This is a genomic window from Mesotoga sp. H07pep.5.4, assembly GCF_003664935.1.
Taxonomy (GTDB): Bacteria; Thermotogota; Thermotogae; order Petrotogales; family Kosmotogaceae; genus Mesotoga; species Mesotoga prima.
Genome location: NZ_JFHM01000004.1, coordinates 1 through 23,351, shown reverse-complemented (window position 1 = coordinate 23,351; position 23,351 = coordinate 1). Strand labels below are relative to the sequence as shown.

The 23,351-nt window shown below is 46.1% G+C and carries 20 protein-coding genes and 1 tRNA gene; 15 read left to right on the top strand and 6 right to left on the bottom strand.

Annotated elements, in window-relative coordinates; all coding sequences use genetic code 11:
* Window positions 1-475: 475 nt before the first annotated feature.
* Both Y696_RS01355 and priA read left to right on the top strand, forming a co-directional pair.
* Window positions 476-1,759 (top strand): nucleotidyltransferase, encoded by a 1,284-nt coding sequence (locus Y696_RS01355; protein WP_121509638.1) that lies wholly within the window; start codon window positions 476-478, stop codon window positions 1,757-1,759.
* A 3-nt stretch (window positions 1,760-1,762) separates the two neighbouring features.
* Complete coding sequence (gene priA, locus Y696_RS01350) at window positions 1,763-4,039, top strand: primosomal protein N' (protein WP_121509637.1); 2,277 nt, start codon at window positions 1,763-1,765, stop codon at window positions 4,037-4,039.
* Between the two features lie 2 nt (window positions 4,040-4,041).
* Here priA and Y696_RS01345 read toward each other — a convergent pair whose 3' ends face one another.
* The 5 genes from Y696_RS01345 to Y696_RS01325 all read right to left on the bottom strand — a co-directional run bounded on the left by Y696_RS01345 (window position 4,042) and on the right by Y696_RS01325 (window position 10,153).
* Entirely contained in the window at window positions 4,042-5,241 is a 1,200-nt protein-coding gene (locus tag Y696_RS01345) for an ABC transporter ATP-binding protein (protein ID WP_006491456.1), read from the bottom strand.
* Complete coding sequence (locus tag Y696_RS01340; protein ID WP_014730111.1) at window positions 5,238-6,254, bottom strand: ABC transporter ATP-binding protein; 1,017 nt, start codon at window positions 6,252-6,254, stop codon at window positions 5,238-5,240. The genes Y696_RS01345 and Y696_RS01340 overlap by 4 nt, the downstream gene beginning before the upstream one ends.
* Before the next feature lie 13 nt (window positions 6,255-6,267).
* A complete protein-coding gene (locus Y696_RS01335) occupies window positions 6,268-7,149 on the bottom strand; it encodes an ABC transporter permease (protein ID WP_014730110.1) in 882 nt (293 codons plus the stop codon).
* A gap of 14 nt (window positions 7,150-7,163) precedes the next feature.
* The gene (locus tag Y696_RS01330; protein ID WP_006491453.1) at window positions 7,164-8,198 is read right to left on the bottom strand and encodes an ABC transporter permease; all 1,035 of its coding nucleotides are present in this window, start codon (window positions 8,196-8,198) and stop codon (window positions 7,164-7,166) included.
* 113 nt (window positions 8,199-8,311) lie between these two features.
* Window positions 8,312-10,153 (bottom strand): ABC transporter substrate-binding protein, encoded by a 1,842-nt coding sequence (locus Y696_RS01325; protein ID WP_121509636.1) that lies wholly within the window; start codon window positions 10,151-10,153, stop codon window positions 8,312-8,314.
* Window positions 10,154-10,320: 167 nt separating this feature from the next.
* On the opposite strand from Y696_RS01325, the gene Y696_RS01320 reads away from it, so the two are divergent.
* A tRNA-Val gene (locus Y696_RS01320) sits at window positions 10,321-10,395 on the top strand.
* Window positions 10,396-10,416: 21 nt separating this feature from the next.
* Here the strand turns inward: Y696_RS01320 and Y696_RS01315 are convergent.
* Window positions 10,417-11,265, bottom strand: a complete 849-nt coding sequence (locus Y696_RS01315; protein WP_099771492.1) for a purine-nucleoside phosphorylase — start codon at window positions 11,263-11,265, stop codon at window positions 10,417-10,419.
* Between the two features lie 120 nt (window positions 11,266-11,385).
* On the opposite strand from Y696_RS01315, the gene Y696_RS01310 reads away from it, so the two are divergent.
* The 12 genes from Y696_RS01310 to Y696_RS01255 all read left to right on the top strand — a co-directional run bounded on the left by Y696_RS01310 (window position 11,386) and on the right by Y696_RS01255 (window position 23,297).
* Window positions 11,386-13,128, top strand: a complete 1,743-nt coding sequence (locus Y696_RS01310) for a proline--tRNA ligase (RefSeq protein WP_099771491.1) — start codon at window positions 11,386-11,388, stop codon at window positions 13,126-13,128.
* Window positions 13,128-14,039 carry a signal recognition particle-docking protein FtsY gene (gene ftsY / locus Y696_RS01305; protein ID WP_121509635.1) on the top strand — a complete coding sequence of 304 codons (912 nt, stop codon included), beginning with the start codon at window positions 13,128-13,130 and terminating at the stop codon, window positions 14,037-14,039. The genes Y696_RS01310 and ftsY overlap by 1 nt, the downstream gene beginning before the upstream one ends.
* 2 nt (window positions 14,040-14,041) lie before the next feature.
* Complete coding sequence (locus tag Y696_RS01300; protein ID WP_099771489.1) at window positions 14,042-14,506, top strand: Rrf2 family transcriptional regulator; 465 nt, start codon at window positions 14,042-14,044, stop codon at window positions 14,504-14,506.
* A gap of 59 nt (window positions 14,507-14,565) precedes the next feature.
* Window positions 14,566-15,042 carry a pantetheine-phosphate adenylyltransferase gene (gene coaD, locus Y696_RS01295; RefSeq protein WP_014730104.1) on the top strand — a complete coding sequence of 159 codons (477 nt, stop codon included), beginning with the start codon at window positions 14,566-14,568 and terminating at the stop codon, window positions 15,040-15,042.
* Window positions 15,043-15,120: 78 nt separating this feature from the next.
* Window positions 15,121-15,726 carry a translation elongation factor Ts gene (gene tsf, locus Y696_RS01290; protein ID WP_014730103.1) on the top strand — a complete coding sequence of 202 codons (606 nt, stop codon included), beginning with the start codon at window positions 15,121-15,123 and terminating at the stop codon, window positions 15,724-15,726.
* 45 nt (window positions 15,727-15,771) lie between these two features.
* Window positions 15,772-16,473, top strand: a complete 702-nt coding sequence (locus Y696_RS01285) for a uridine monophosphate kinase (protein ID WP_121509634.1) — start codon at window positions 15,772-15,774, stop codon at window positions 16,471-16,473.
* 14 nt (window positions 16,474-16,487) lie between these two features.
* On the top strand, window positions 16,488-17,771 hold the full coding sequence (eno, locus tag Y696_RS01280) for a phosphopyruvate hydratase (protein WP_006491441.1): 1,284 nt from the start codon (window positions 16,488-16,490) through the stop codon (window positions 17,769-17,771).
* A gap of 59 nt (window positions 17,772-17,830) precedes the next feature.
* Window positions 17,831-18,499, top strand: a complete 669-nt coding sequence (sdaAB, locus tag Y696_RS01275; RefSeq protein ID WP_006491440.1) for an L-serine ammonia-lyase, iron-sulfur-dependent subunit beta — start codon at window positions 17,831-17,833, stop codon at window positions 18,497-18,499.
* Window positions 18,496-19,377: an L-serine ammonia-lyase, iron-sulfur-dependent, subunit beta gene (locus tag Y696_RS01270; protein ID WP_006491439.1), complete on the top strand. Its 882-nt coding sequence runs from the start codon at window positions 18,496-18,498 to the stop codon at window positions 19,375-19,377. Before sdaAB ends, Y696_RS01270 begins: the two co-directional genes overlap by 4 nt.
* 82 nt (window positions 19,378-19,459) lie before the next feature.
* On the top strand, window positions 19,460-19,720 hold the full coding sequence (gene rpsO / locus Y696_RS01265; RefSeq protein ID WP_006491437.1) for a 30S ribosomal protein S15: 261 nt from the start codon (window positions 19,460-19,462) through the stop codon (window positions 19,718-19,720).
* An 84-nt stretch (window positions 19,721-19,804) separates the two neighbouring features.
* Window positions 19,805-22,018: a polyribonucleotide nucleotidyltransferase gene (locus Y696_RS01260; RefSeq protein WP_409071677.1), complete on the top strand. Its 2,214-nt coding sequence runs from the start codon at window positions 19,805-19,807 to the stop codon at window positions 22,016-22,018.
* Window positions 22,019-22,025: 7 nt separating this feature from the next.
* On the top strand, window positions 22,026-23,297 hold the full coding sequence (locus tag Y696_RS01255) for a pitrilysin family protein (RefSeq protein ID WP_121509632.1): 1,272 nt from the start codon (window positions 22,026-22,028) through the stop codon (window positions 23,295-23,297).
* The last annotated feature ends 54 nt before the right edge of the window (window positions 23,298-23,351 follow it).

The following is a 23,351-nucleotide window of genomic DNA, read 5'->3' as shown; positions in this document are numbered from 1 at the left end:
ATGCTGAAACAAGTTCAGCATGACGGAATCCTCGACAAAGAACCGAAAACTTGGACGTGCAGCGACTAGCGGGTTTTTGTTCTTAAGCGTGCAGCGAATCTTTGGATCGAGATGCTGAAACAAGTTCAGCATGACGGAATCCTCGACAAAGAACCGAGAACTTGGACGTGCAGCGATTAGCGGGTTTTTGCTCTTAAGCGTGCAGCGGCTCTTTCGAGGGGCGGGTCCATGATGCTGGACGAAGGACAAAGGACGGCTACTGATTCAGCATGATGGAATGTAACGTACTCGTAATTACCTAACACTGTCATCCCGGACTTGATCCGGGATCTGGGCTTTGCTCGAAGGACGGGTAAGAACTTTTGGAGTTCATACTCTTGATGGAGTCGGTAGTCCTTCTTGAAGCTTGCAGCTTGCAGAACATGTAGTTGAATAGAATTGCTGCCGGCGAGCGCTGTATATGGGAGGTTCATATATGAAAGTACTCGGTCTCGTAGTTGAATACAACCCCTTTCACTATGGACATCTCTACCACCTCGAGAAGTCAAAGGACCTTGTGAAGCCCGACGTGACCGTTGCGGTGATGAGCGGAAACTTCGTCCAGCGAGGCGAACCGGCCATCGTCGAGAAGTTTGCAAGAGCGGAAGCAGCCCTAAAGCAGGGTATCGATCTCGTTGTTGAGCTTCCTGTGGTCTATTCTTTGCAGGATGCTGGTGGATTTGCCACGGGAGCTATCTGGACTCTTGACCACATTGGAGTGACGGACATAGTTTTCGGCAGCGAAACAGATGATACGGAACTGCTGAAAAAAGTTTCGAAAATCCTAATCGAAGAACCGGAATACTATAGAGATCTACTTAAAAAGCATTTGAAGAAGGGCCACTCGTTCCCCAACGCAAGGAAGTACGCTCTCAGGGATTTCATACATATTGAAGATAAAAATCTTTCTCACAGAATAGAAGAGATTGGTTCGTCCAACAATATCCTTGGCGTCGAATATCTAAGGGCAATTAACGAGATTGGCAGCAAGATCGCACCTCTCTCGATCAAGAGAGTGGGCTCTTCTTATACGGATGAAGAACACAGAGGCAAGTTCTCATCGGCAACGGCAATAAGAAAACTCATTCAGAAAGGCAACATTGAAAGCTCTTCTCAAGCTATCCCCAAAGAGTCGTTTGACATAATCTTGCGGGAAATCAGAAGCGGAAGAGGTCCTGTATTCAAGGAGGACGTAGAATCGTTTTTCATCTCATTTTACAGACTTTTGTCAAGGGACGATTACAGTAGCTATTACGGATTCGTTGAAGGCCTGGATGCGAGATTTCAAGAGTGTTCCCTTTCAGGAAGCCTTGAAGAGTTTCTCCACTGCGTCAAGTCGAAGCGGTTTACTCTGTCCAGAATAAGAAGACTTATGTATTATCCCGTCTTCAGATTCACCGATAATCTTATAAGAAAAAGCAACGAATTCGGCCCCCAATACATTCGAGTACTGGGCTTCAATGAAAAGGGAAGAAATCATCTTTCGAACATCAAGCACTCAATGAAGATTCCAATAATAACTACGGCTTCTCTATGGAGAAAGGTCGTAGATGGAGCATTGAAGAAGGAAATGAAAATAGATGCAGATCTTTTAGAGGCTCAGCTAGAAAGGGATTTTGCAGCCGTTAGATTCTACGCAAGCCTTTTCAAATATCCCGAAAGCAGATCGAGATGCTCCGACCTATTATCGAGAGTCATATACAACGAGGAGGACTCTTAACCAGTGCTTATCCAGGTTGCGATATCGAATTCCCCACTATATGACACATATACTTATATGACTGATTCTCCAGTCGAACCTGGAGAAAGGGTTGAAGTGAACTTTTCGGGACGCAACATTGTGGGTTATGTTGTATCGCTGGAAGGTAAGACTGGGAGATACAGGATAAAGAGTATAAACAAGAGATTGGACGGTAGGCCATTTCTCTCATCTAAGGATCTCGAACTGGCGGAGTTCGTCATGAAAGAATATATCGCGCCTCCTGGAAAGGTCTTCGATCTCTTCTTCCCGCCTGGAAAACTCCTATCTGTAGATGACTTTGTCGTGCCGCTTTCCGACGAGCTGGGATTCTCTCCAACCAAGAAAGATAAGTTTATTAAGCAATATGGAGAGGAAAAACTTACAGAGCTTCTTTCATTGCGTGACGTCAAGATCATGCATAGCTTCGAAAGGAGAACTCCGAAAAAACGCAAAATTAGACGCATATCGCTCTCTTTGAAAACAGACCTTTTGAAGCAGAACCTTACTCCACTCTGGCAAACGATAGTCGACTATCTTCTTTCCGTTGAATCTGCCGAAGTTTCCGAACTTGAAAAAAAGCTGCAGCTCAAAAGCAGAAGTCCGATTGAAACCTTGATTTCTAAGGGAATTCTAACTGAAGAGGAGACGGAAGAAGACGATTCTCACTGGGTGATTCCCGCAGTGACGGAACTTAACGGTAAGCAGAAAGAGGTCTACAAGAGCATAATGGAGAGCGGATCGAAAGCCTTTCTGCTCCATGGACTTACCGGGACGGGAAAAACTGAAGTCTATTTTAAAGTTATGGAGTACTTGTTGAATAAGGGCAGACAAGTCCTATATCTCGTCCCTGAAATCTCTCTAACACCACAGCTTCTCGCGAGAATAAGAGGTGCTTTTCCAGGCAGAGATGTAAGACAATACCACAGCTATATGGCTAAAGGCTTGAGACAGCAAATATGGCTAGACGCAGTTGAAGGAAATGTTGACATCCTTGTCGGTACTAGAAGTTCACTTTGGGTACCGATGAAGAACACCGGTCTAATAGTCGTTGACGAAGAGCATGACACAAGTTTCTATCAGCAGAGCGTGCCTTACTATGATGGAGTCGAAGCCGCTATGAAGAAGGCCGAGCTGTTGAATGTTCCCATAATTCTTGGCTCGGCAACTCCAAGAGTGAGTCACTATCACTTGACGGAATCTGGAAAACTGATTCTTCTCAGCCTTACCGAAAGACCCGTCGGTTCCTTCCCAATAATTGAGCTTATCGATATGAAGGAAGAAAAGAATCCCATAATCAGCAAGAGGGCTCTTGAAGAGATCAAGAAAACTATTTCGGCAGAGAAGCAGGTCTTCGTCTTCGTTCATAGAAAGGGCTATTCAAATTACGTTGTTTGCTTTACGTGCGGAAATACGATTACCTGTCCACACTGTTCGGTTTCAATGACCTACCATAAGGCCGACAATTCACTGAAGTGTCACTACTGCGGTTATAAGGAGCCTATTCCAAAAACCTGTCCCAGCTGCGGATCAATGACGCTTTCTGCAAGGGGCTTTGGAACAGAGAGAGTCGAACACGATCTTCAAAAATACTTTCCTTCAGCGAAGATTATGCGGATGGACAGGGAGACTATCGATAACCCAGTGGCTTATGAAAAAGCCCTTCTTGAGATCTCAAAGAAGGAGTCTCAGATAATCGTTGGAACCAAGATGATCACCAAAGGCCTTGACTTTCCAGATGTTGAGATGGTTCTCGTGGTCGATGCAGACAGGCTGATGAGTTTCCCGAGTTACGACAGTCCCGAAACTGCATTCCAGCACATATCTCAAGTCAGCGGACGCTCCGGCAGAGCCGGCATAGGGAAAGCCTTCATTCAGAGTTTCAACCCGAAGAACAGGATAATCAAAGCAGCATTCGAGAGAGACTACGAAGCCTTCTACAAAGATGAGATAGCTCTCAGGAAGGAGCTAAACAATCCGCCATTCGCTAAGATCGCAGAAATCATATGCTACGGTGATACGGAAGACAAGAGCGGTGAGCTGGCAGAGAGGATTCTAAGTGAAGTCAAAGCAGAAAGACTCGATACAATAGAGGTCTTCGGCCCTCTCACACCAGTGCTTTCGAAGCTTAAAAACTCCTACAGAATGAAGATAACGATAAAACTTCCTTCAGATAGTGATTGCGGATTCCTCGAAAAGATCCAAAAGAGACATCCCGCCGATGTCCAGATAATAATAAACGGAATCGGCGGAATTATATAGTCTTAAAACCCTCTTTTCAGTTCTCCTGGGAAGAAGCAGGAAACGTAATGACCTCCGCCAATATCTTGCAGCTTAGGCTCTTCTTTGGAGCAGATATCCTTTGCAATTGGACATCTCGGATGGAATCTGCAACCGGTTGGCGGGTTTATGGGACTTGGCACATCCCCTTCAAGAAGAATTCTCTGCTTCTTTTTCTCGGGGTTGGCCTCTGGAATTGCCGACATTAGAGAGACAGTATAAGGATGAAGTGGGTTATCGAAAAGCTTCTTTTTGTCTGCAAGTTCGGCTATTTTCCCAAGATACATGACGGCCACTCGTTTGCTTACATGCTTCACGACACCGAGGTCGTGGGCAATGAAGAGATACGTGAGGCCAAAATCCTTTTGCAGATCGCTGAGGAGATTAAGAATCTGAGCCTGAATCGATACGTCGAGAGCCGAGACGGCTTCGTCACAGACAATGAGCCTGGGATTCAAAATGAGAGCTCTGGCAACGCCTATACGTTGCCTCTGACCACCGCTGAACTCGTGAGGGAATCTAGACATATGATCCTTTGACAGACCGACTTTTGTCATTATGTCGGCCACTTTGTCCATAACATCTCTGCCGGTAGCGAGTCCGTGAATTCTCGCACCCTCGCCAATAATATTCTTGACTCTCATCCTGGGATTTAATGAAGAGAAGGGATCCTGGAAAATTATCTGAGCATCTCTTCTGAATGCTTTTCTCTTTTCCTCTCTATTTCCCAGAAGACTCTTTATGAATTCCCCGGCGTCCTCGTTGAATTCTTTGAAGTACTTCTCTGCCATTTTTTTGTCAAAGCCGTCTTCGATGGAGCTGATAGCGCCTTCGACCGATCCCGACTTCTCTTTAAGGTCAGAAAACTTCTCGATGTAAGTTTGCTTAATATACTTTCTGGCTTTGAGAGAAGGCATAAAGAAATGGGTAGTGTCTTCGTCGCCCACAATTATTCTTCCCGAAGTCGGCTCGTAAAGCCTGAGAACAGTCATACCGGCTGTGGTTTTTCCGCAGCCGGATTCACCGACCAGTCCAAGAGTCTCCTTTTCGTAAACACTGAAGCTTACGTCATCGACAGCTTTGACCTGAGCAACGACTCTTCTAAAAACACCTGCCTTCACCGGAAAGTACTTCACTAAATTATCCGTTCTGAGGAGAAGTTTGCTTTTGTTATCGTTGCTCATGCGCTCTCACCTGCCCTTGCCACTTTGATCGTTTCGATAAGTTTATCTATGTGCCAGCAGGCAGCTGTATGATCATTTTCTATCTCAACCAACGGTGGTTCTTCCTTTCGACATTTTTCCGTTGCGAGAGGACATCTTGTGTTGAATCTGCATCCATCGGGAAAATCTAGAGGGTCGGGGACTACACCGGGAATATTATAGAGAACCTCTTTGTCCTCATCCAGCCTGGGAATCGCGTTCATAAGCCCCCATGTGTAAGGATGCCTTGGATTTTTGAACAAAGTGTGTACATCGGCGTATTCAACGACCTTTCCCGCATACATAACCACCACTCTCTGAGCCATCTCGGCTATTACCCCGAGATCGTGAGTAATCATCACGAGTGCCATGCCATATTGATCTTGTAAAGACTTCATCAGCTCGAGAATCTGAGCCTGAATTGTCACATCCAGAGCCGTGGTAGGTTCGTCGGCAAAGAGCAGTTTAGGATTGCAGGACAAAGCCATTGCAATCATCGCTCTCTGGCGCATTCCTCCGGAAAGCTCATGAGGGTATTCATCTATCCTTTTCTCCGGTTCAGGAATCCCGACTTTCTTGAGCATATCTATGGCCATTTGCCGGGCCTTCTTTTCATCTACATCCTGATGAAGCAGAATCGCCTCCATGATCTGGAATCCTATTGTAAAGACTGGATTGAGAGCAGTCATGGGTTCCTGAAAGATCATGGCCATTTCGTTTCCCCTGATCTTCATCATCTTCGATTCAGGAATTGCCATGACGTCTTCGCCGTCGAAGATGATCTTGCCACCTGCTATCTCACCCTTTTCGTCAAGAAGTCTCATAATAGAGAGCGATGTCACGCTCTTTCCGCAACCCGATTCTCCGACTATTCCGAGAGTCTCACCCGGAAAGACGTCGAATGTGACTCCATCGACGGCTTTCACGATTCCATCTTCTGTATGGAAATAAGTTCTTAAATCCTCAACCTGCAACAGTGCTTTCCTTTCATTCATGACTCAAACCTCCTCAGCTTCTCATTCTCGGGTCAAAGATGTCCCTAAGGGCATCTCCAACAAGATTCCACGCAAGAACGAAGAGCACCATGGCAGTACCAGGGAAAACAATGGCAAACCACGACTGGTCGAGCATAGTCATCCAGTTCCTTGAATAAGAAAGTATTGTTCCCCAGTCGGCATAACCCGGTTCTGCACCAACTCCTAGAAAGCTCAGTCCTGCTGCAGTTATGACATAAGATCCAATTCTCATTGACATCTGAACAACGACTGGAAAAATCGTGTTGGGAAGGATATGTTTAATAATGATCTTCCAATCTTTCTGTCCCAGAGCCTTGGCAGCGAGAACATATTGTTCTTCTCTAGCTTGAAGAATGTTTCCCCTAATGAGACGTGCAGTGCTCATCCAGCCGAAGATTATCAGCGCGATTATGACTTTATCTAGCCCCTTTCCCAAAACCGTAGTCATTACCATAGCTGCAACGAGGAAGGGGATTGACAAGAATATGTCCGTTATCCTCATTAGGATTTCGTCAACCCATCCTCCGAAATACGCGGATATTGAGCCAACAATCACCCCAATAAGGGCAGCCATACTGGTAATTATCAAACCCAGTCTAAAAGCCGTTCTAGTCCCCCAGATTACGCCGTAGAAGACATCCCTCCCACCGATTACTCCGAAGGGATGTTCTGCAGAAGGCGCTATTGGTTTTGATGACCAGGAAGCTCTTGGAATCTGGTAGTTATCACCCATCTCATTGACGCCTGCTATCTGAGGGGCAAATATTGCAATGATTATGAAGAAGATCAACAGACAAGTACCAAGAACCGCGGTTCCGTTTGTCCAGTATTTCTTCATGATCTTTCTAAATTCACTCTTTCTCTTTGCCGGCATCTGCATTTTCCCCCTCATTCAAGCCTTATTCTGGGATCAACCAGAGCGTAAGAAACGTCTACGATCAGGTTTCCAACAACCATTATGAAGGAGAAGAACAATGCTCCACCTATAATCGACCAGTAATCCAGAAGACTTGCTGCATCGGCAAGGAATCTTCCCATTCCGACGCGGGAGAAGATCGTCTCTACAAAGACTGTTCCTCCCAACAACCCCATAACCGATCCTCCAGCAACCGTAATGACTGGAATCATAGCGTTTCTCTTGGCATGCTTTTTGATAACCGTTCTTTCGGGCACGCCTTTTGCTCTTGCCGTCCGTATATAGTCCTTCCTCAGCACTTCAAGCATGCTCGAACGCGTAATCCTTAGTAGATAAGCCCACCAAAGGTACGCAAGGGTGAGGACAGGAAGTATAATGTGTCTCAATGCATCGATGAATATGTCAAGTCTCCCATTCAGTAATGCATCAAATGTTGGCATACTTGTTATTGTTCTCCATTCATCTGATCTCATGACCAGATCAAACTCCGTGCTTACCATACCCGGGGGAAACCAACCAAGAATTGAGTAGAAGACAAGAAGGAGCAAAAGCCCAAAAACAAAATCAGGAAGAGACCAACCCACAAGGGCAAAGACCCTTATGAATTGATCTGTAAATTTGTTCTGATTAACGGCAGAAATCACTCCCAACCATATTGCAACAAGAATTACAGGAACAATTGCATAGATTGTCAACTCCAGTGTATACGGGAATCGCTCAAGCATAGACGGGAGTACTCCCTTTTTCCCAACCATGGAGTATCCAAAATCACCTTGTAGGATATTTCCAAGCCATTTCAAGTATTGAACAGGCATTGGTTCATCAAGACCGTATTTCTTGATCAGTCTCTCTGCCGCATCTGGAGTCTTCAAAGCTTCAGGACTCTTTACGTAAGAGGCAAGAAGCCTATCGGGGCCAAGGGCCCAGATCATAGAGAAAATAATCAGAGTAACACCTATCATTATCAATGGCAGTAGAAGAAGTCTCCTGATTATGTAAGCAGTCACCCGAAAATCACCACTCTTTCTTCAAAACAAAGGCAATAGTTTATTATAATCTATATCTCTAGTCAAAAAAAGAGCCGGGCAAGAAAAACCCGGCTCTCTACGGGATATTTCAATTACTGATTCTTGGAAAGCTGGTAATAGTAGAATCCAGACCTTACAAGATGAGGATACCAGCCCTCAACCCAAGGTGCTCTAACGTTGAGACCTGTTGGCATATACAGAGGGATACCGATTGCGGCATCAATTACCTTTTCCTGAATGCTTCTATAAAGCTTTATACGCTCTTGGTTGTCAATAGAGACAGCAGCTGCACTTATTTCGGCATCAACATTTTCAGCTGCCCATTCCTGGAAAGGAACTCCCTGTCTGGATGCGTATACACCGTAACTTGCATAGTAAGTCGCAATGAAATTATGCGGGTCTGGATAGTCAGCCAACCAGCCTATCGTGAACAACGGAAGGAAACCGTTTCTCTGAGCCGCCAGATATGTCGGCCACTGTACACCAAGCGGCTCAACCTTGAACTTCGGATTGATCGAGTTCACAAAGTAAGCGAGCATCTCAGCAATAGTCTGTCTAGCATCGTTACCTGTGTTATAGAGAAGCTGAATCTTGAAACCTTTCTCCCAGACTTCTCCGCCCCAGGCCTTCTTGAATTCTTCAGCAGCCTTTGCGAGATTGAATTCCGGCAGGGGTAGCGTTTCGTCATATCCGAGGAAACCTTTGGGAAGGTCAGATGGAACAAGCTCTCCAAGGCCATTCAATACCTCGTCTACAAAAGTGGCTCCATCGTAGCAGTAGGCAAATCCTCTTCTAACATGGATATCAGAGAAGAAATCTCTTGGCACTCCGTTCCCGTCTAGTTTTCCACTGCCTAAGTATTCACTGCCCTCTGCAACGAGCCAGTTAAAGTGAAGGGAAGTAATACTTGCTGTCGGATAACCCTTCGTGACAACTGCTTTCCCCTCTGCTGCAAGAGCCTCAGCCTGATCTAGATATGGAGCGCCAAAGTATGCAATATCTGCATCTCCTGCTTCAAATATCGCTTTTCTGGTTGAGAATTCGTCAATTCCCCAGATCACGACGTTCTTGATCGCTGCAGGGCCTGCCCAGTAGTCGTCAAATCTCTCTAGAATTACTTTCATTTCTGCAGAGTCCCATTCTACAAGCTTGAATGGTCCTGAACCAGCTTCCGCATTATGGTACGGGCTCTCCTGCGGCTCGAGATCATGCCACTTCCACCACCCGTCTGCTTTGCCGTCCCATGCTCCATTTTCGATTCCCCACTTGGAATCAGTTATAGCTGCCCAAGAACCAAAATGAGCTATCGTGTTCAAGAAAGGACCCCAAGGAGCATCAAGAGTAAATACAACACTGTTTCCCTCTATCTTGACCTTCGGGCTTACAACTTCCTCATAGAAGGAAATCAGTTTCTGCCTTGCCTCATCAGAAACGACGTTCTTGTCGGCATCAACTGCTTCTGAATATGGCATACCTGAGTAAGCTTCGAACCAGCTTTCAACGCTTGCGTGAGCACCACCGGTTAGAGCTTCGATGATCATCCACTGAGGTCCACCAGATGGGTCACCAAGAATGTACCTATGGAACGAATACTTGACGTCCTCAGGAGTAAGAACGTTTCCAGTGTGGAATTTGACCCCTTCCCTTATCGGGAATGTGTATACGGTCCCCTCTGGATTGATCAGGCCGTTCTCCACAGAAGGTACTTCTGTAGAAATCATCGGCAGGTAGTCAGTAACAGACTCACCGTCGTACTGAATCAAGTTGTCATACAGATTCAATATTACCTCACCACTGGCCGTATCATAAGAGTGAAGCGGATCGAGAGTTTCCGGTTCACCAATACCGAGACTTACAAATGTGTCTGGGTCACTAGCAAACGCAACTAACGACACGAAAAGTACAGTAAGTGTTACCAGTAAAATCTTTCTCACTAATGTTGCCCCCTTTCAAAATAGAGATGAGTGTGATACTACAATTATAATCTATGGAGCCTCCAAATTCAAAATACCGTTAACCTGTACGTATTATTTCGGAAGCCAAAGCATTTTCACTTGTTCTTGACAACGCTCTTAAGACGATGGTAGAATCAATCTTGTTCGGGTGCGTAGCTCAGTGGAAGAGCGCTTCCTTGACGAGGAAGAGGCCGTAGGTTCAATCCCTACCGCACCCACCAAAGGGGAGAGTGTAGCTCTCCCTATATTTTTTCTAGAGTCTTAAGTATCAATTTGCTTATATCGTTGCCAGCTTTTTTTGCCATTTCCAGAACTTCTTCGGCAGTTAGCGGCTTCAGATCCTCGGCTACTGCCCTGTCGGAAATCGCCGATAGTCCCAATACTCTAATACCTGCATGCCGGGCAACGATGACCTCCGGAACTGTCGACATACCCACGGCATCCGCACCGAACCGTCGCAGCATTCTCAGCTCTGCTGGAGTCTCGAAGTTTGGCCCGGCCACTCCAACATATACACCTTCATACACTCCGATTCCAAGTTCTTTCGCAGAAAGAAGAGCCTTGCTCAAGAGGTCTCTGTCGACTGGCTCGCTCATATCGGGGAAACGCGGGCCCCATTCGTCAACATTCTGACCTATTAGAGGGTTGTCGCCCATGAAATTGATAATATCCCTTATAAGCATGACTCTACCTACTTCAAAGTCCGGATTCAGGCCACCGGAAGCGTTTGTAATCAGGAGAACCTCCACACCCAGTTCCTGCATTATTCTTATGGGAAAGGTGACTGTTCTCATTGAGTAACCTTCATAAAAGTGGAAGCGACCATTCATAAGCATTACACTATGATGGAGGGCATTTCCGAAAATCAGTTCGCCCTTATGACCCGGAGCGGTAGACAACGGGAAGCCGGGGATCTCATCGTAAGGAATTGAAACGGCATTTTCAAGGCTCTTCGACACGTCTCCAAGACCGCTGCCAAGAATTACCGCAACTTTAGGCTGCAAATCGACTTCCTTTTCTATGAAGTGAGCGGCTCTTTTGACATTTTCTACATAGTCCCTAAGCTCTTCCTGAAGCAAGGAAATACTCATGCTCGTCCTCCTTATAAGACATATACTTCATTATATCAAAACGTCAAACAGCTTGCTGGAACTATGCTATAATCTCACTGAATTAGTCCTGATTAGCTTATTTTCGAGAGGAGAGATCTAATGAGGTTTTCACAGCTTTACGCCCCAACATTGAAAGAAGCTCCCGCCGACGCCGACTTGATAAGTATCAAACTACTCGTTCGTGGTGGATTTGTGAGAAAAGTAGCGGCAGGCATCTATTCCTTTCTTCCGCTCGGTTTTCGTGTTCTGAAGAAGATTGAGGATATCGTCCGTCAGGAGATGAACGCTATTGGTTCTCAAGAAATTCTTATGCCGATCATTCAGCCGGCTGAGTTATGGCACGAGACTGGCAGATGGGACGACTATGGACCGGAAATGATGAGAATGCAGGATAGGCATGAGCGGTTCTTCACGCTAGGGCCTACCCATGAAGAGATCATTACCCATCTTCTAAGAAACGAGCTTAATTCATACAAGCAGCTTCCCGTTTCGCTTTATCAGATAGCTATGAAATACAGAGACGAGATTCGCCCCAGATTCGGACTCATGAGATCAAGAGAATTTCTTATGAAGGACGCATACAGTTTTCATGGTTCATGGTCCTCATTAGATGAGACCTACAAGCAGTTCTATGGTGCATACAGTAAGATTCTCCAAAGGATAGGACTGGAATTTCTCGTTGTGGAAGCTGATTCCGGGGCCATTGGCGGTAATGAGTCTCACGAATTCAACGTTCTAGCCGATTACGGTGAATCCACTCTGCTCTATTGCGACTGTGGCTACGCGGCCTCCGATGAAAAAGCGGAGTATCTGTTGCAAGAAGAATCTCAAGAAGGGGCTGTTGCTGACTTAAAGATAGTTCCTACGCCGAATTCCAGGACGGTAGATGAGGTTTCGGCTTTCCTTGAAGTGACCTCGAGGGATATTGTGAAGTCCCTAATATATAAAGGTAGAAAGGGCTACTATATGGCTCTGATTCGCGGAAACGAAGAGTTGAACGAATCAAAACTGAAGGCCGCTCTAGAGGACCAGACTCTCGTTATGGCAACCCCTCAGGAGGTTCTGGATTTACTGGGAGTTCCGATCGGTTTTGTCGGTCCAATTGGCCTTCCAAAAGAAGTCACAATCATTGCAGATCATACAATAGAAGGTTTGAAAAACGCGGTTTGTGGTGCACTGAAAGAGGGGTATCATTATTCCGGTGTTCTTCCCGGACGCGACTTCAAAATTGATTCCTGGCACGATCTCAAAATGGTTACTGAAGGAGATCCCTGTCCTAAATGCGGGGCACCTATGAAATCGGCAAAGGGCATCGAAGTAGGACATATTTTCAAACTCGGGACGAAATATTCGGAAAAGATGAACGGATACGTGACCGACGAAAAAGGTAATAGTATTCATTATATTATGGGCTGTTACGGCTGGGGTGTGTCTAGAACTATTAGCGCCATAGTTGAGCAGCTTCATGATGAAAATGGTATCATCTGGCCGCTAGCTGTAGCTCCGTTCGACATCATCGTAACTGCGGTCAACATAAAGGATCCTATCGTCTCAGAGAAATCCATACAACTATACGATATTTTAAGTGACGCGGGCTTCGACGTTCTCCTCGACGATAGAGAGATATCTCCCGGAATGAAGTTCAAAGACGCAGACCTTATAGGGATTCCCGTAAGAATAACGCTCGGCAAGAAGCTTGCCCAAGGTATAGTCGAAGTGAAACCAAGAACGGAGAAGAAACCACTTGAAGTTAGTATTGTAGATGGATTCGATACCCTTTTGGAAGAGATCAAGAAAGAGCTCTCTAATTACAGACCTGTTAGCAAGATGGAGGCCGAATAATGGGAGTTTTTTCTAGACTTAACGATGGTTTGAAGAGGACCAGAGAAGGCTTCTTCAAGAGGGTAAGAAAACTTCTCTCTTTTGAATCGCTTGATTCTGACTCACTTGAAGAAATCGAGGAGCTCCTGATATTGTCCGATATGGGTTCCGAAACGGCTGAGGAAGTCATCGAAGCTTTGAAAGATAGAATGGATAAAGGGAAGGAACCCGTTGAGGTACTGAAAGAAGTCCTTGTCGAGATACTTGACATACCCTTTGAGGTGCCACAATCGAGACCTTACGTAGTTTCGGTGGTCGGCGTTAACGGCACCGGAAAGACAACCACAATAGGCAAGCTTTCCAAACTCTACTCGAGCAATGGAAACAAAGTGGTTCTCGCTGCCTGTGACACTTTTAGGGCAGCCGCAGTAGAACAACTTAGAATTTGGAGTGAAAGAGCGAACGTTGACTTCATAAGCCAGGGTCAGGGCGCCGATTCCGCAGCAGTGGCCTTTGACGCTGTAAGGCACGCAGTAAGTAAGGGAAAGGATGTAGTGATTGTCGACACGGCAGGCAGATTGCACACCCGAAGCAACCTGATGGAAGAACTGAAGAAAGTACATAGAGTAATCGGCAAAGCATCGCCCGGAGCTCCTAATGAAGTATTGCTTGTAATTGATGCAACTACGGGACAGAATGGTCTGGTACAGGCCAAAAAATTCAAAGAAGCTGTCGATGTCACCGGGATCGTACTGACGAAGCTTGATGGTACCGCTAAAGGTGGTATTATTTTCGCTATTGTAAAGGAACTTGGGATACCGGTGAGATATATAGGCGTAGGAGAAAAGGAAGATGATTTGAAACCCTTTGACAGCAGGGAATTCGTGAACGCTCTTTTGTCTACCGGGGAAGAGGGTTCAGAGGAGGCTTAGAAATGGGTTTTACGCTTAAAAGCAGTTATGCTTTGAGAGCACTTTATAAAATGGCAAAGTCGACCCGCGAAGGAAAGGATAAGCTCTCGCTCGTCGAGATCGTCCAGGGAAATGAGATTCCGAGAGATTTTCTGGAGAAGATCTTCGGTGAACTGAGACAGGCGGGGATAATAAAAGCCGTAAGAGGCAGGTATGGCGGATACTGTCTGGCGAGACCTGCAAACGAGATACTACTGAGAGACGTTATACTGAAGCTCGATAAACCTATGAATTCATATCCGTGTCTTCAGCAGAACGGAAAGTGTCTTGAAGACCCGAATTGTACTGTTAAGTATGTATGGTTCAAACTATACAACGCAATGATGAGAGAACTCGGTTCTATGACTCTCGAGAATCTGCTTGAATACGGCGATAAAATTGCTCAGAACCCCTTGGAATCAAATGAGATGAAGGATAATCTCGAGTAGAAGACTTTGAAAGGAGGGGCGCCTGACCGACAAACAAAGAGTCGTTGGCGTCGAATAAAATGAAAGCCGTTTATCCAGGTTCCTTTGATCCGATAACATACGGTCACATAGATTTGGTCGAAAGATGCAGCAAAATCTTTGACGAGGTTCTGGTGCTCGTCATGGAAAACGTAAACAAGAAACATTTTTTTAGTCATGAAGAGAGAATTGAAATGGTAAGGTGTGGCGTGTCTCATCTGGAGAACGTTACGATCATAACTTACAGCGGGCTTCTAGTTGATTTCGCCAAAGCCAATGATGTTAAGATCATAATTCGTGGTCTCAGAGCCGTATCAGACTTTGAGCTCGAGCTTCAAATGGCTCACGCCAATAAGGCTATGCTTCAAGAGCTGGAAACGCTTTTTCTAATGACAGACACTTCCAACTCTTTCATTTCTTCTTCTATGGTCCGCGAAATAGCGGCATTTGGGGGAGACATTTCCAAATGGGTTCCGCCTTGCGTACAGGAAGAATTCAGAAGAAAGCTCGGGAAATGACTTAACATCACGGAAAATATTAACTGTACAACTGGGTTATAATTTTTCTTGGAATTTTAATGGAGGAGGACATGAAAAATGGCAAATATCACCAGCGACATGGTAAAGAAACTCCGTGATGCCACTCAAGCGGGCATGATGGATTGTAAAAAGGCGTTGGTCGAAACCGATGGAGATTTCGATCAGGCAAAGGACTATCTCAGGAAGAAGGGGATACTGAAGGCAGACAAGGTTTCGGGAAGAGAGACGGCCGAAGGACTTGTTTATTCTTATATTCATCACAACGACAAACTCGGGGTACTTCTCGAGCTCAACTGTGTCACCGACTTTGTGGCGAGAATGGAAGAATTCAAAGAGCTTGCTCACAAGATCGCTCTGCAGTTGGCTGCTATGGGAGCTAGATTTATCTCCCGCGAACACGTGCCTCAGGAGATCATAGATAAAGAGAAGGAAATATACACTGAACAGATGAAAGATAGTGGAAAGCCAGCAAACATAATAGAGAGAATCGTTGAAAGCAAGCTCGAGAGTTTTTACAAGGACAATTGCCTTATCGAGCAGGAATACGTTTTTGAAAGCGGCAAGACGATAAACGATCTCCTTGTCGAACTGATTGCGAAGACCGGCGAGAACATTAAAATCAGCAGATTCGTCCGCTGGCAAGTTGGAGAGTCTGAGAACTGAGTCTGAAAGGTGAGCCTGGTGCTCACCTTTTTTTCGGAGGTGCTTATGTATAAGAGAGTGCTCTTGAAACTCAGCGGTGAGGTTTTGAGCGGAGAAGGCGCGAGAGGATTTGATTCAGAGAGAACTTCCTTTCTCATCGAAGAACTCCGCCCGGTTATTGAAAAGGGTATTCAACTTGCAATAGTGGTCGGTGCGGGAAATCTTATAAGGGGTCGTGAACTGTCGAATATGAGAGGATCAAGAGCCGATGAGCTTGGAATACTAGGCACCATAATGAATGCCCTGTATTTGAAGGAAGCACTCTGCGTAAACGGTTTCGAAACGATAGCTGTCTCCTCGATCGCAGGGATTTCTTCTCTAGTTGAGCACAGATACGATACCATTGAGGATGCTCTAAATGAGGGAAAGATAGTCGTTTTCGGCGGCGGGACCTACCTGCCTTTTTTCACGACGGACACTGCTGCCGCTGTCAGGGCGGTCGAAATCGGTGCCGATGTTTTGATAAAGGGTACAAAGGTTGATGGAGTGTATGACAAAGATCCTAAGGTGAATGGAGATGCCACCAAGATTGACAAGACAACTTTCTCTGAGGCTATCGAAAAGGGGTTAGGAATCATGGACATCGAAGCCTTCTCGATCTGCCAAAGATATGGATTATCCGTTAGAGTTATAGACTTCTTCAACAAGGGTAACCTGTTCGATGCTATAATAGGCGGGAAAACAGGTACGGTAGTTTTACCTGATTAATTGGAGGTGGAGAAATGTACGCTCAAATCGTTGATCTAGTAGCCAGGGAGGTACTTGATTCAAGGGGGACTCCAACAGTTGAGGCCGAGGTATGGCTTGACGACGGTGGCCATGGCAGGGCAATAGTTCCTTCAGGAGCTTCAACTGGGAAGTTCGAGGCTCTTGAACTAAGAGATGGAGACAAGAAGAGATTTCTCGGAAAGGGCACGCTGAAGGCGGTTGAAAATATAAACGAAGTAATCGCTCCTGAAATCATAGGAATGAATGCCTTTGACCAGATAGCTCTCGATGCGGCTCTTCTAGAGCTCGATGGAACTGAAAACAAGGACAAGCTTGGAGCCAATGCAATTCTTGCCGTCTCGATGGCAGTTGCACGTGCCGCGGCCGACAGTATTGATACACCGCTGTACAAATACCTGGGCGGAGTCAATGCAAAGGCTCTTCCCGTACCGTTTATGAACATCGTGAATGGCGGAAAACATGCAGACAACAACCTGGATATTCAGGAGTTTATGATAGTGCCCGCCGGTTTCAAGTATTTTAGGGATGCCCTTAGAGCCGGAGTAGAAGTCTTCCATAATCTGAAGAAGCTGTTGAAGGATAGCGGTCACGTCACTGCAGTAGGTGATGAAGGCGGATTTGCTCCGAGTTTTGAAAATAACGAGGCCGCGCTGAAATACATCATAAATGCTATAGACGCTGCCGGTTACAAGGCGGGAGAAGAGATCATGATTGCCCTTGATTGTGCGGCAAACGAATTCTACAACGAAGACAAGGGACTTTACAACATCGATGGAAAAGAGCTTACTCCCGACCAGCTGATAGAATACTACTCGAATCTCACGAAGAGATATCCAATAATTTCGATTGAAGACCCATTTGCCGAAGAGGACTGGGAAAGCTTTGCGAAGTTCACAAAAGCGATAGGGGATGAGATTCAGATAGTGGGAGACGACCTTTTCGTCACCAATATTAAGAGACTCGAGAAAGGTGTCGAAAAGAAATCGGCCAATTCAATTCTCATTAAGCTCAACCAGATCGGATCTGTCACCGAGACTCTCAACACGATAGAGTATGCGCAGAAGCACGGAATGACCTGTGTAATCTCACACAGATCTGGAGAAACTGAAGATACTTTTATTTCTCACCTTGCCGTAGCTGCTAATACGGGCATGATAAAGACAGGTTCGGCATCAAGGACTGACAGAATCGCGAAGTATAACGAGCTTCTGAGAATCGAAGAAGAACTTGGAGAACAGGCAGAGTTCAGAGGAAGGGAATCCTTCTATAATCTCTAATTGATAATCATTATAGCGCGGGGCCTGTAAGGTTCCGCGTTTTCATTGGAGGAAGAGCGATGCTCCTAGACATCATTGGTCCGGCAATTGTCGGGCCGTCGAGCTCCCATACCGCCGGAATGGCTAGGTTAGGCAGGGCCTTTCGGTCACTCCTTGCCAAGGTGCCTAACGAAGTGAGATTTGTTCTCAACTCACCGCTCTTCGCAACTTTCAGGGGTCACGGTTCAGATAGAGCTCTCGTCGGCGGAATAATGGGGATCAAGGAATCCGATCCCATGCTGAGAGATTCCTTCCAAATAGCGAAAGACAAGGGCATCTATTTCACTTTCGAAGAAGAAGACATGGGCGACTTGCATCCAAACACGGTTAAGATCAATGGGAGTTCCGGAGAACTCTTCTTGTCAGTTACAGGAGCATCGGTGGGTGGCGGTTCAATAAAAATTACTGCGATAGATGATTTCGACACCGACGTTACTGGAAAGTATCCCTCGCTGGTGATATTGAATGCGGATATTCCCGGGGCTCTTTCTCAAATCGTTGGGGAGATTTCTTCGAGCGATATGAACATCAGCAATCTCTTTCTTTCAAGAGTTGACCCGTTCAGGCACGAGGCTCTTTGCGTAGTGGAACTGGATAATGAACCCGACGAGCATCTGCTTAGGGCAATAAAAAGGCTTGAAGTCGTGAAGAAAGTATCCTATCTCGAAAGGTTGGATTCACTCGTATGATAATGAAGTTTGAAGACCTGGTGAAAGCTGCAAGAGACTCGAAGACACCGCTTCATAAAGTCGTCTCTAACTGGTACATGATGAATACTGGAAATGATCCAAGATTTGCCGAAGATACTGCAAAAGAACTGGTCGGAGAGATGATGAATTCTTACCGCAGCAGGCTCGAAAAACCCGAGAAATCTCTTACCGGCTGGGTCGGAGATAACGATGAAAAGGCGAGAAATCACAGTCCTGAGTTTCTCAGTTCGCTGGTCTATTCAGGAGTTGGAATTGCCCTCTCGATGTCTGAGCACAATGCAAGCATGGGAAAAATAGTTGCATGTCCTACTGCGGGTGCATGTGGTGTCGTTCCGGGAGCCCTCCTTTCTCTTCACATCAATCGAAATATTGACCTCGAAACCCTTGGAAACGCATTGTTGGTTTCTGGAGCTGTGGGCGAGAGGATCAGGAAAAGGGCGTCGATTTCCGGTGCCGTGTCAGGCTGCCAGGCAGAGATAGGTACCGCTACGGCAATGGCTTCAGTTGCCATAGTCTACGCTACGCATCCCGAAGAATACAGTGCGCTTGAGAATGCCCCGGCGCTCGCGTTGAAGTCCCTAATGGGACTTGTGTGTGACCCCGTTGGAGGTTTCGTTGAAATCCCCTGCGTCAAAAGAAATGCGTTTGGTGTATCCATTGCATTCACAGCGGCAGAACTTGCGCTTGCCGGAATTAAGTCGGCCATCCCCTTTGAAGAAGTTGCCGACTCTCTCGGAAGAGTTGGGAGAAGATTACCCGAAGAACTCAAGGAAACGGCAAGAGGCGGGATCGCAATCACTCCGACTGCAAAGAAGATGGTAGCGGACTTCTTAGGTGGAGTTGACAAGAAGGTCTGATCGGTTTAGAATAGCCTTGCCCTATTCTCGGTTTGAGGCATAGCCCATTCCTAGATAGAGGATTATATCGGGAGGCAGATGCATGGAAGTTAACAAGCAAGAACTAGTTAAGGAGTATCAGATTCACGACAACGACTCGGGTTCGACCGAAGTTCAGATCGCAATTCTTACTGCGAGAATCAGGCATCTCACTGAGCATCTCAAGAAACACCCCAAGGATTTCCATACAAGAAGGGGTCTTCTAAAGTTGGTCGGAAGAAGAAGAAAGATGTTGAGATACATCAAGACCAAGAAGCCTGAAGTCTACCTCGAACTGATAAACAAACTCGGGCTGAGAGGTTGATAGAAGTAGAAATCGTCTGGAGCGGTTTACCGCTCCTTTTTTGCGTGGGTTTTACTCAGCTGATATAATTGATTATTTGATGAAATGAGAAAAAGAGGTGTTATTGTGAGTTATAAGAGATGGGAAAGGGAATTCTTTGGCCAGAAGCTCGTCATAGAAAACGGGAAGATGGCAAAACAGGCTGATGGAGCCGTTGTACTCAGGTATGCCGATTCAGTCCTGCTAACTACGGTGAATGGAAATGAACAGGCAGTGCCGGGAACTGATTTTCTTCCTCTTACCGTTGAGTATCAGGAAAAGTTCTATGCGGCGGGAAAGATACCGGGTGGTTTTCTTAAAAGAGAAAGCAGACCGAGCGATAATGCCGTTCTCTCTGCAAGAATAATAGATAGACCTATCAGGCCTCTCTTCCCAGACGGGATGAGAAATGAGATTCAGGTTATCGTGACTGTCCTGTCTGCCGATCCAGACAATCCGCCCGACATCTGGGGGATAATGGCATCGTCACTTGCATTAAATATTTCTCCGATTCCCTTCGAAGGGATCGTCGCCGGCGTGCAGGTCGGATATATTGATGGAAAATACGTTGTGTTTCCTTCTGCTGACGAACTCGAAAGATCTGAACTCGATATTGTTGTTGCAGGGACGGAATTTGCAGTTGCAATGGTAGAAGGAGAGGCGAAAGAAGTCTCTGAAGAAGTAATGGTCGGAGCGCTTGAAGCAGCGCACGAAGCTATTAAATCGCTCGTCGCCTTCCAGAAGGAAATAATCAGTGAGTTCCAGACTGAAAAGTGGGAGCTCGAAATACCGGCTGCACCAGAAGGATTTCTCGAATCATTCGACACACTGGTTGACAGAAATAAGCTCGCCGAGATAATGCTCACTCCTGGTAAGAAGAACAAGGACAAAGCCTTGAAAACATACAGGGACGAGCTAATCGAGCAGTTTATAGAAAAAGCAAAAGAAACATGGTCCGAAGAGGAAATCGAAGACAACATTGGTTTCGTGAAGGACTTCTATCACGACATAGAGAAGAAAGTAATGAGAAGGCGAGTAATAGAAGACGATGTAAGGATGGACGGGCGTAAGCACAACGAAATCCGTCCGATCAACATTGAACTCGATCTCCTGCCAAGAGCACACGGTTCGGCTCTTTTCACCAGGGGCGAGACCCAGAGTCTGGGAATCGTCACTCTCGGGGCAACGATGGACGAACAGATAGTCGATACGATGTTTGAAGAGGGTTCGAAGTCGTTTATGCTTCACTACAACTTCCCGCCTTTCAGCACCGGGGAAGTGAAGAGGCTTAGGGGGCCAGGCAGAAGAGAAATTGGACACGGTCATCTTGCCGAGCGATCTCTGAAGAACATTGTGCCTAACGGCGAATCTTTCCCATATACAATAAGAGTCGTATCTGAAGTTCTTGAATCCAACGGCTCCTCTTCAATGGCAACCGTATGCTCCGGATCGCTCTCATTAATGGCGGCTGGAGTTCCGATGGAGAAGCACGTGGCGGGTGTTGCCATGGGCATGATTCAAGAACCGGAAAAGACCGTCGTTCTCACAGATATTCTGGGAAACGAAGATCACATGGGTGACATGGATTTCAAGGTTACAGGAACTCGTGACGGTATAACCGCTTTTCAGATGGATGTGAAGGTTTCCGGCGTATCAAGCGAGATAATGACAAAAGCGCTTGAGCAAGCGAGACTGGCAAGACTCAAGATACTTGATCTTATGTACGAAGCCATTCCCGAACCGAGAAAGTTTGTCTCCGACTATGCACCTATTATAAGGACGATTAATCTCCCTTACGAGAAGATTGGGGAGATTATCGGACCCGGCGGAAAGGTCATAAAGAAACTTTCAAGCGAGTATGATTCAACGATCTTCATAGATGACGAGAGATCTCAGGCTAAGATCGTTGGAAGCAATCGAGAAAAACTCGATCAGCTGGAAAAAGTAATAGATGCGATAATCTCTGAAGTGAAACCCGGACAGCTTTTCGAAGGAAAGATCTCGAGAGCGGAGGCCTATGGATTCTTCGTAGAGATTGCGCCAGGAAAGACCGGGCTCCTGCATATTTCGAAGATGGGTGCAAGCGGCAAGGATTTCCTTAGAGAGCACAAGGTCGGAGACACGATTGCCGTCGAAGTGGCAGGAACTGATCAGATGGGAAAGATAAGTCTGAAGCTCGAAGGTGTCGAGGTTAAAGAGGACAGTAAGCGAGACAATAAAAGGCCATACCATAGGAACGACAGAAACGACAGAAACCGAGGAGACAGAAACAGAAAGTAGGTAATTGATGAATAATCATTATATTGAGCTGCCGAACGGCGCAGTTATTATAGGTGAGCGAAAAGAAGAGACAAGAACGGTCTCGATGGCTTTCGCGATGAAGGTAGGTTCCGCTGATGAGGAAGATTCCATCAGCGGCGTTTCTCATTTTATTGAACACGCTCTTTTCAAGGGAACCCTTAGAAGAAATGCTTTCGAAATAAAAGAGCCGATCGAGAGAATAGGTGGTAGTCTTAACGCCTACACGGGAAGAGTCTCAACTGTTTACTATGCAAAGGTTCCCGACACTTATGCCTCTGAGGCTCTGGAGATCCTCTTCGATTTGATAACCTCCCCTCGTTTTGACGAAGCCTCTCTGGAACTCGAGAGAGGGGTCATTATGGAGGAGATCGCCGCGGCTGAAGACGACCCCTACGACAGAATATACGATATGACCATTGAGAAGGTTTGGGACAGAGATTTTGGCAGGCCGATTCTCGGCTACCAGGATACAGTCGGAAATTTGAAGAAGGAAAAGCTCACCAACTTCTACGATCACAAATATGTCGCAAACAACGTTATTTTTGCCGTTTCGGGAAACTATAGCGAGGATCTCCTGAAGAATACCGAGAGAAAACTTCTTTCCATGAGAGTCAACGGTTCTAAACCCGTTGCCAAATCTCCCGTGATTTCACAAAGACCGCTGTGGATTGTTGAAAGAAGAAAGGACCTTCAGCAGGTTCATCTTCTATTGACTAGAGACGCCCCGGGCAGAAGAAACAAGGATGATTTCGATGCCTTCAAGATATTCAACACTCTCTTTGGAAGCGGAATGAGTTCCATTCTGTTCCATAATATCCGAGAACAACTTGGAATGGTATACAACATCAGTTCTGAATTCGTCTCTTATGCAGATTCCGGCGCATTCATGATAAATGCAACCACCGGCCCGAAGAACCTTGACAATCTGGTGGCTTCGCTGAAAAAGGAAATAGGGAACCTCATAAGCCGGGGCGTAACCGAAGCTCAGTTCAATTATGGAAAGGAAAGGGCAAAAGGAAAACTATTGATGTCTACCGAAGGAACACTGCAGACGCTGAGCAGATTCCTGGATGACGTAGTTATTTGTGGAAAACCGGACTCTCTGGAGGACTTGATCGCAAGAATAGAAGCCCTTACCATTGATGATATAAACGACTCCATCAAGAGACATATCGCCGGCCCCTGGAATGTATCGCTACTTCTCCCTGAACAAATGCAGAACTCCACATTCTTGACAGAAGAACACTTCGAAATTTGAGTTAATCCGCATGGATTCGCTCGAAGAAGGGACCAGAGGAAACGAACCTGTAAC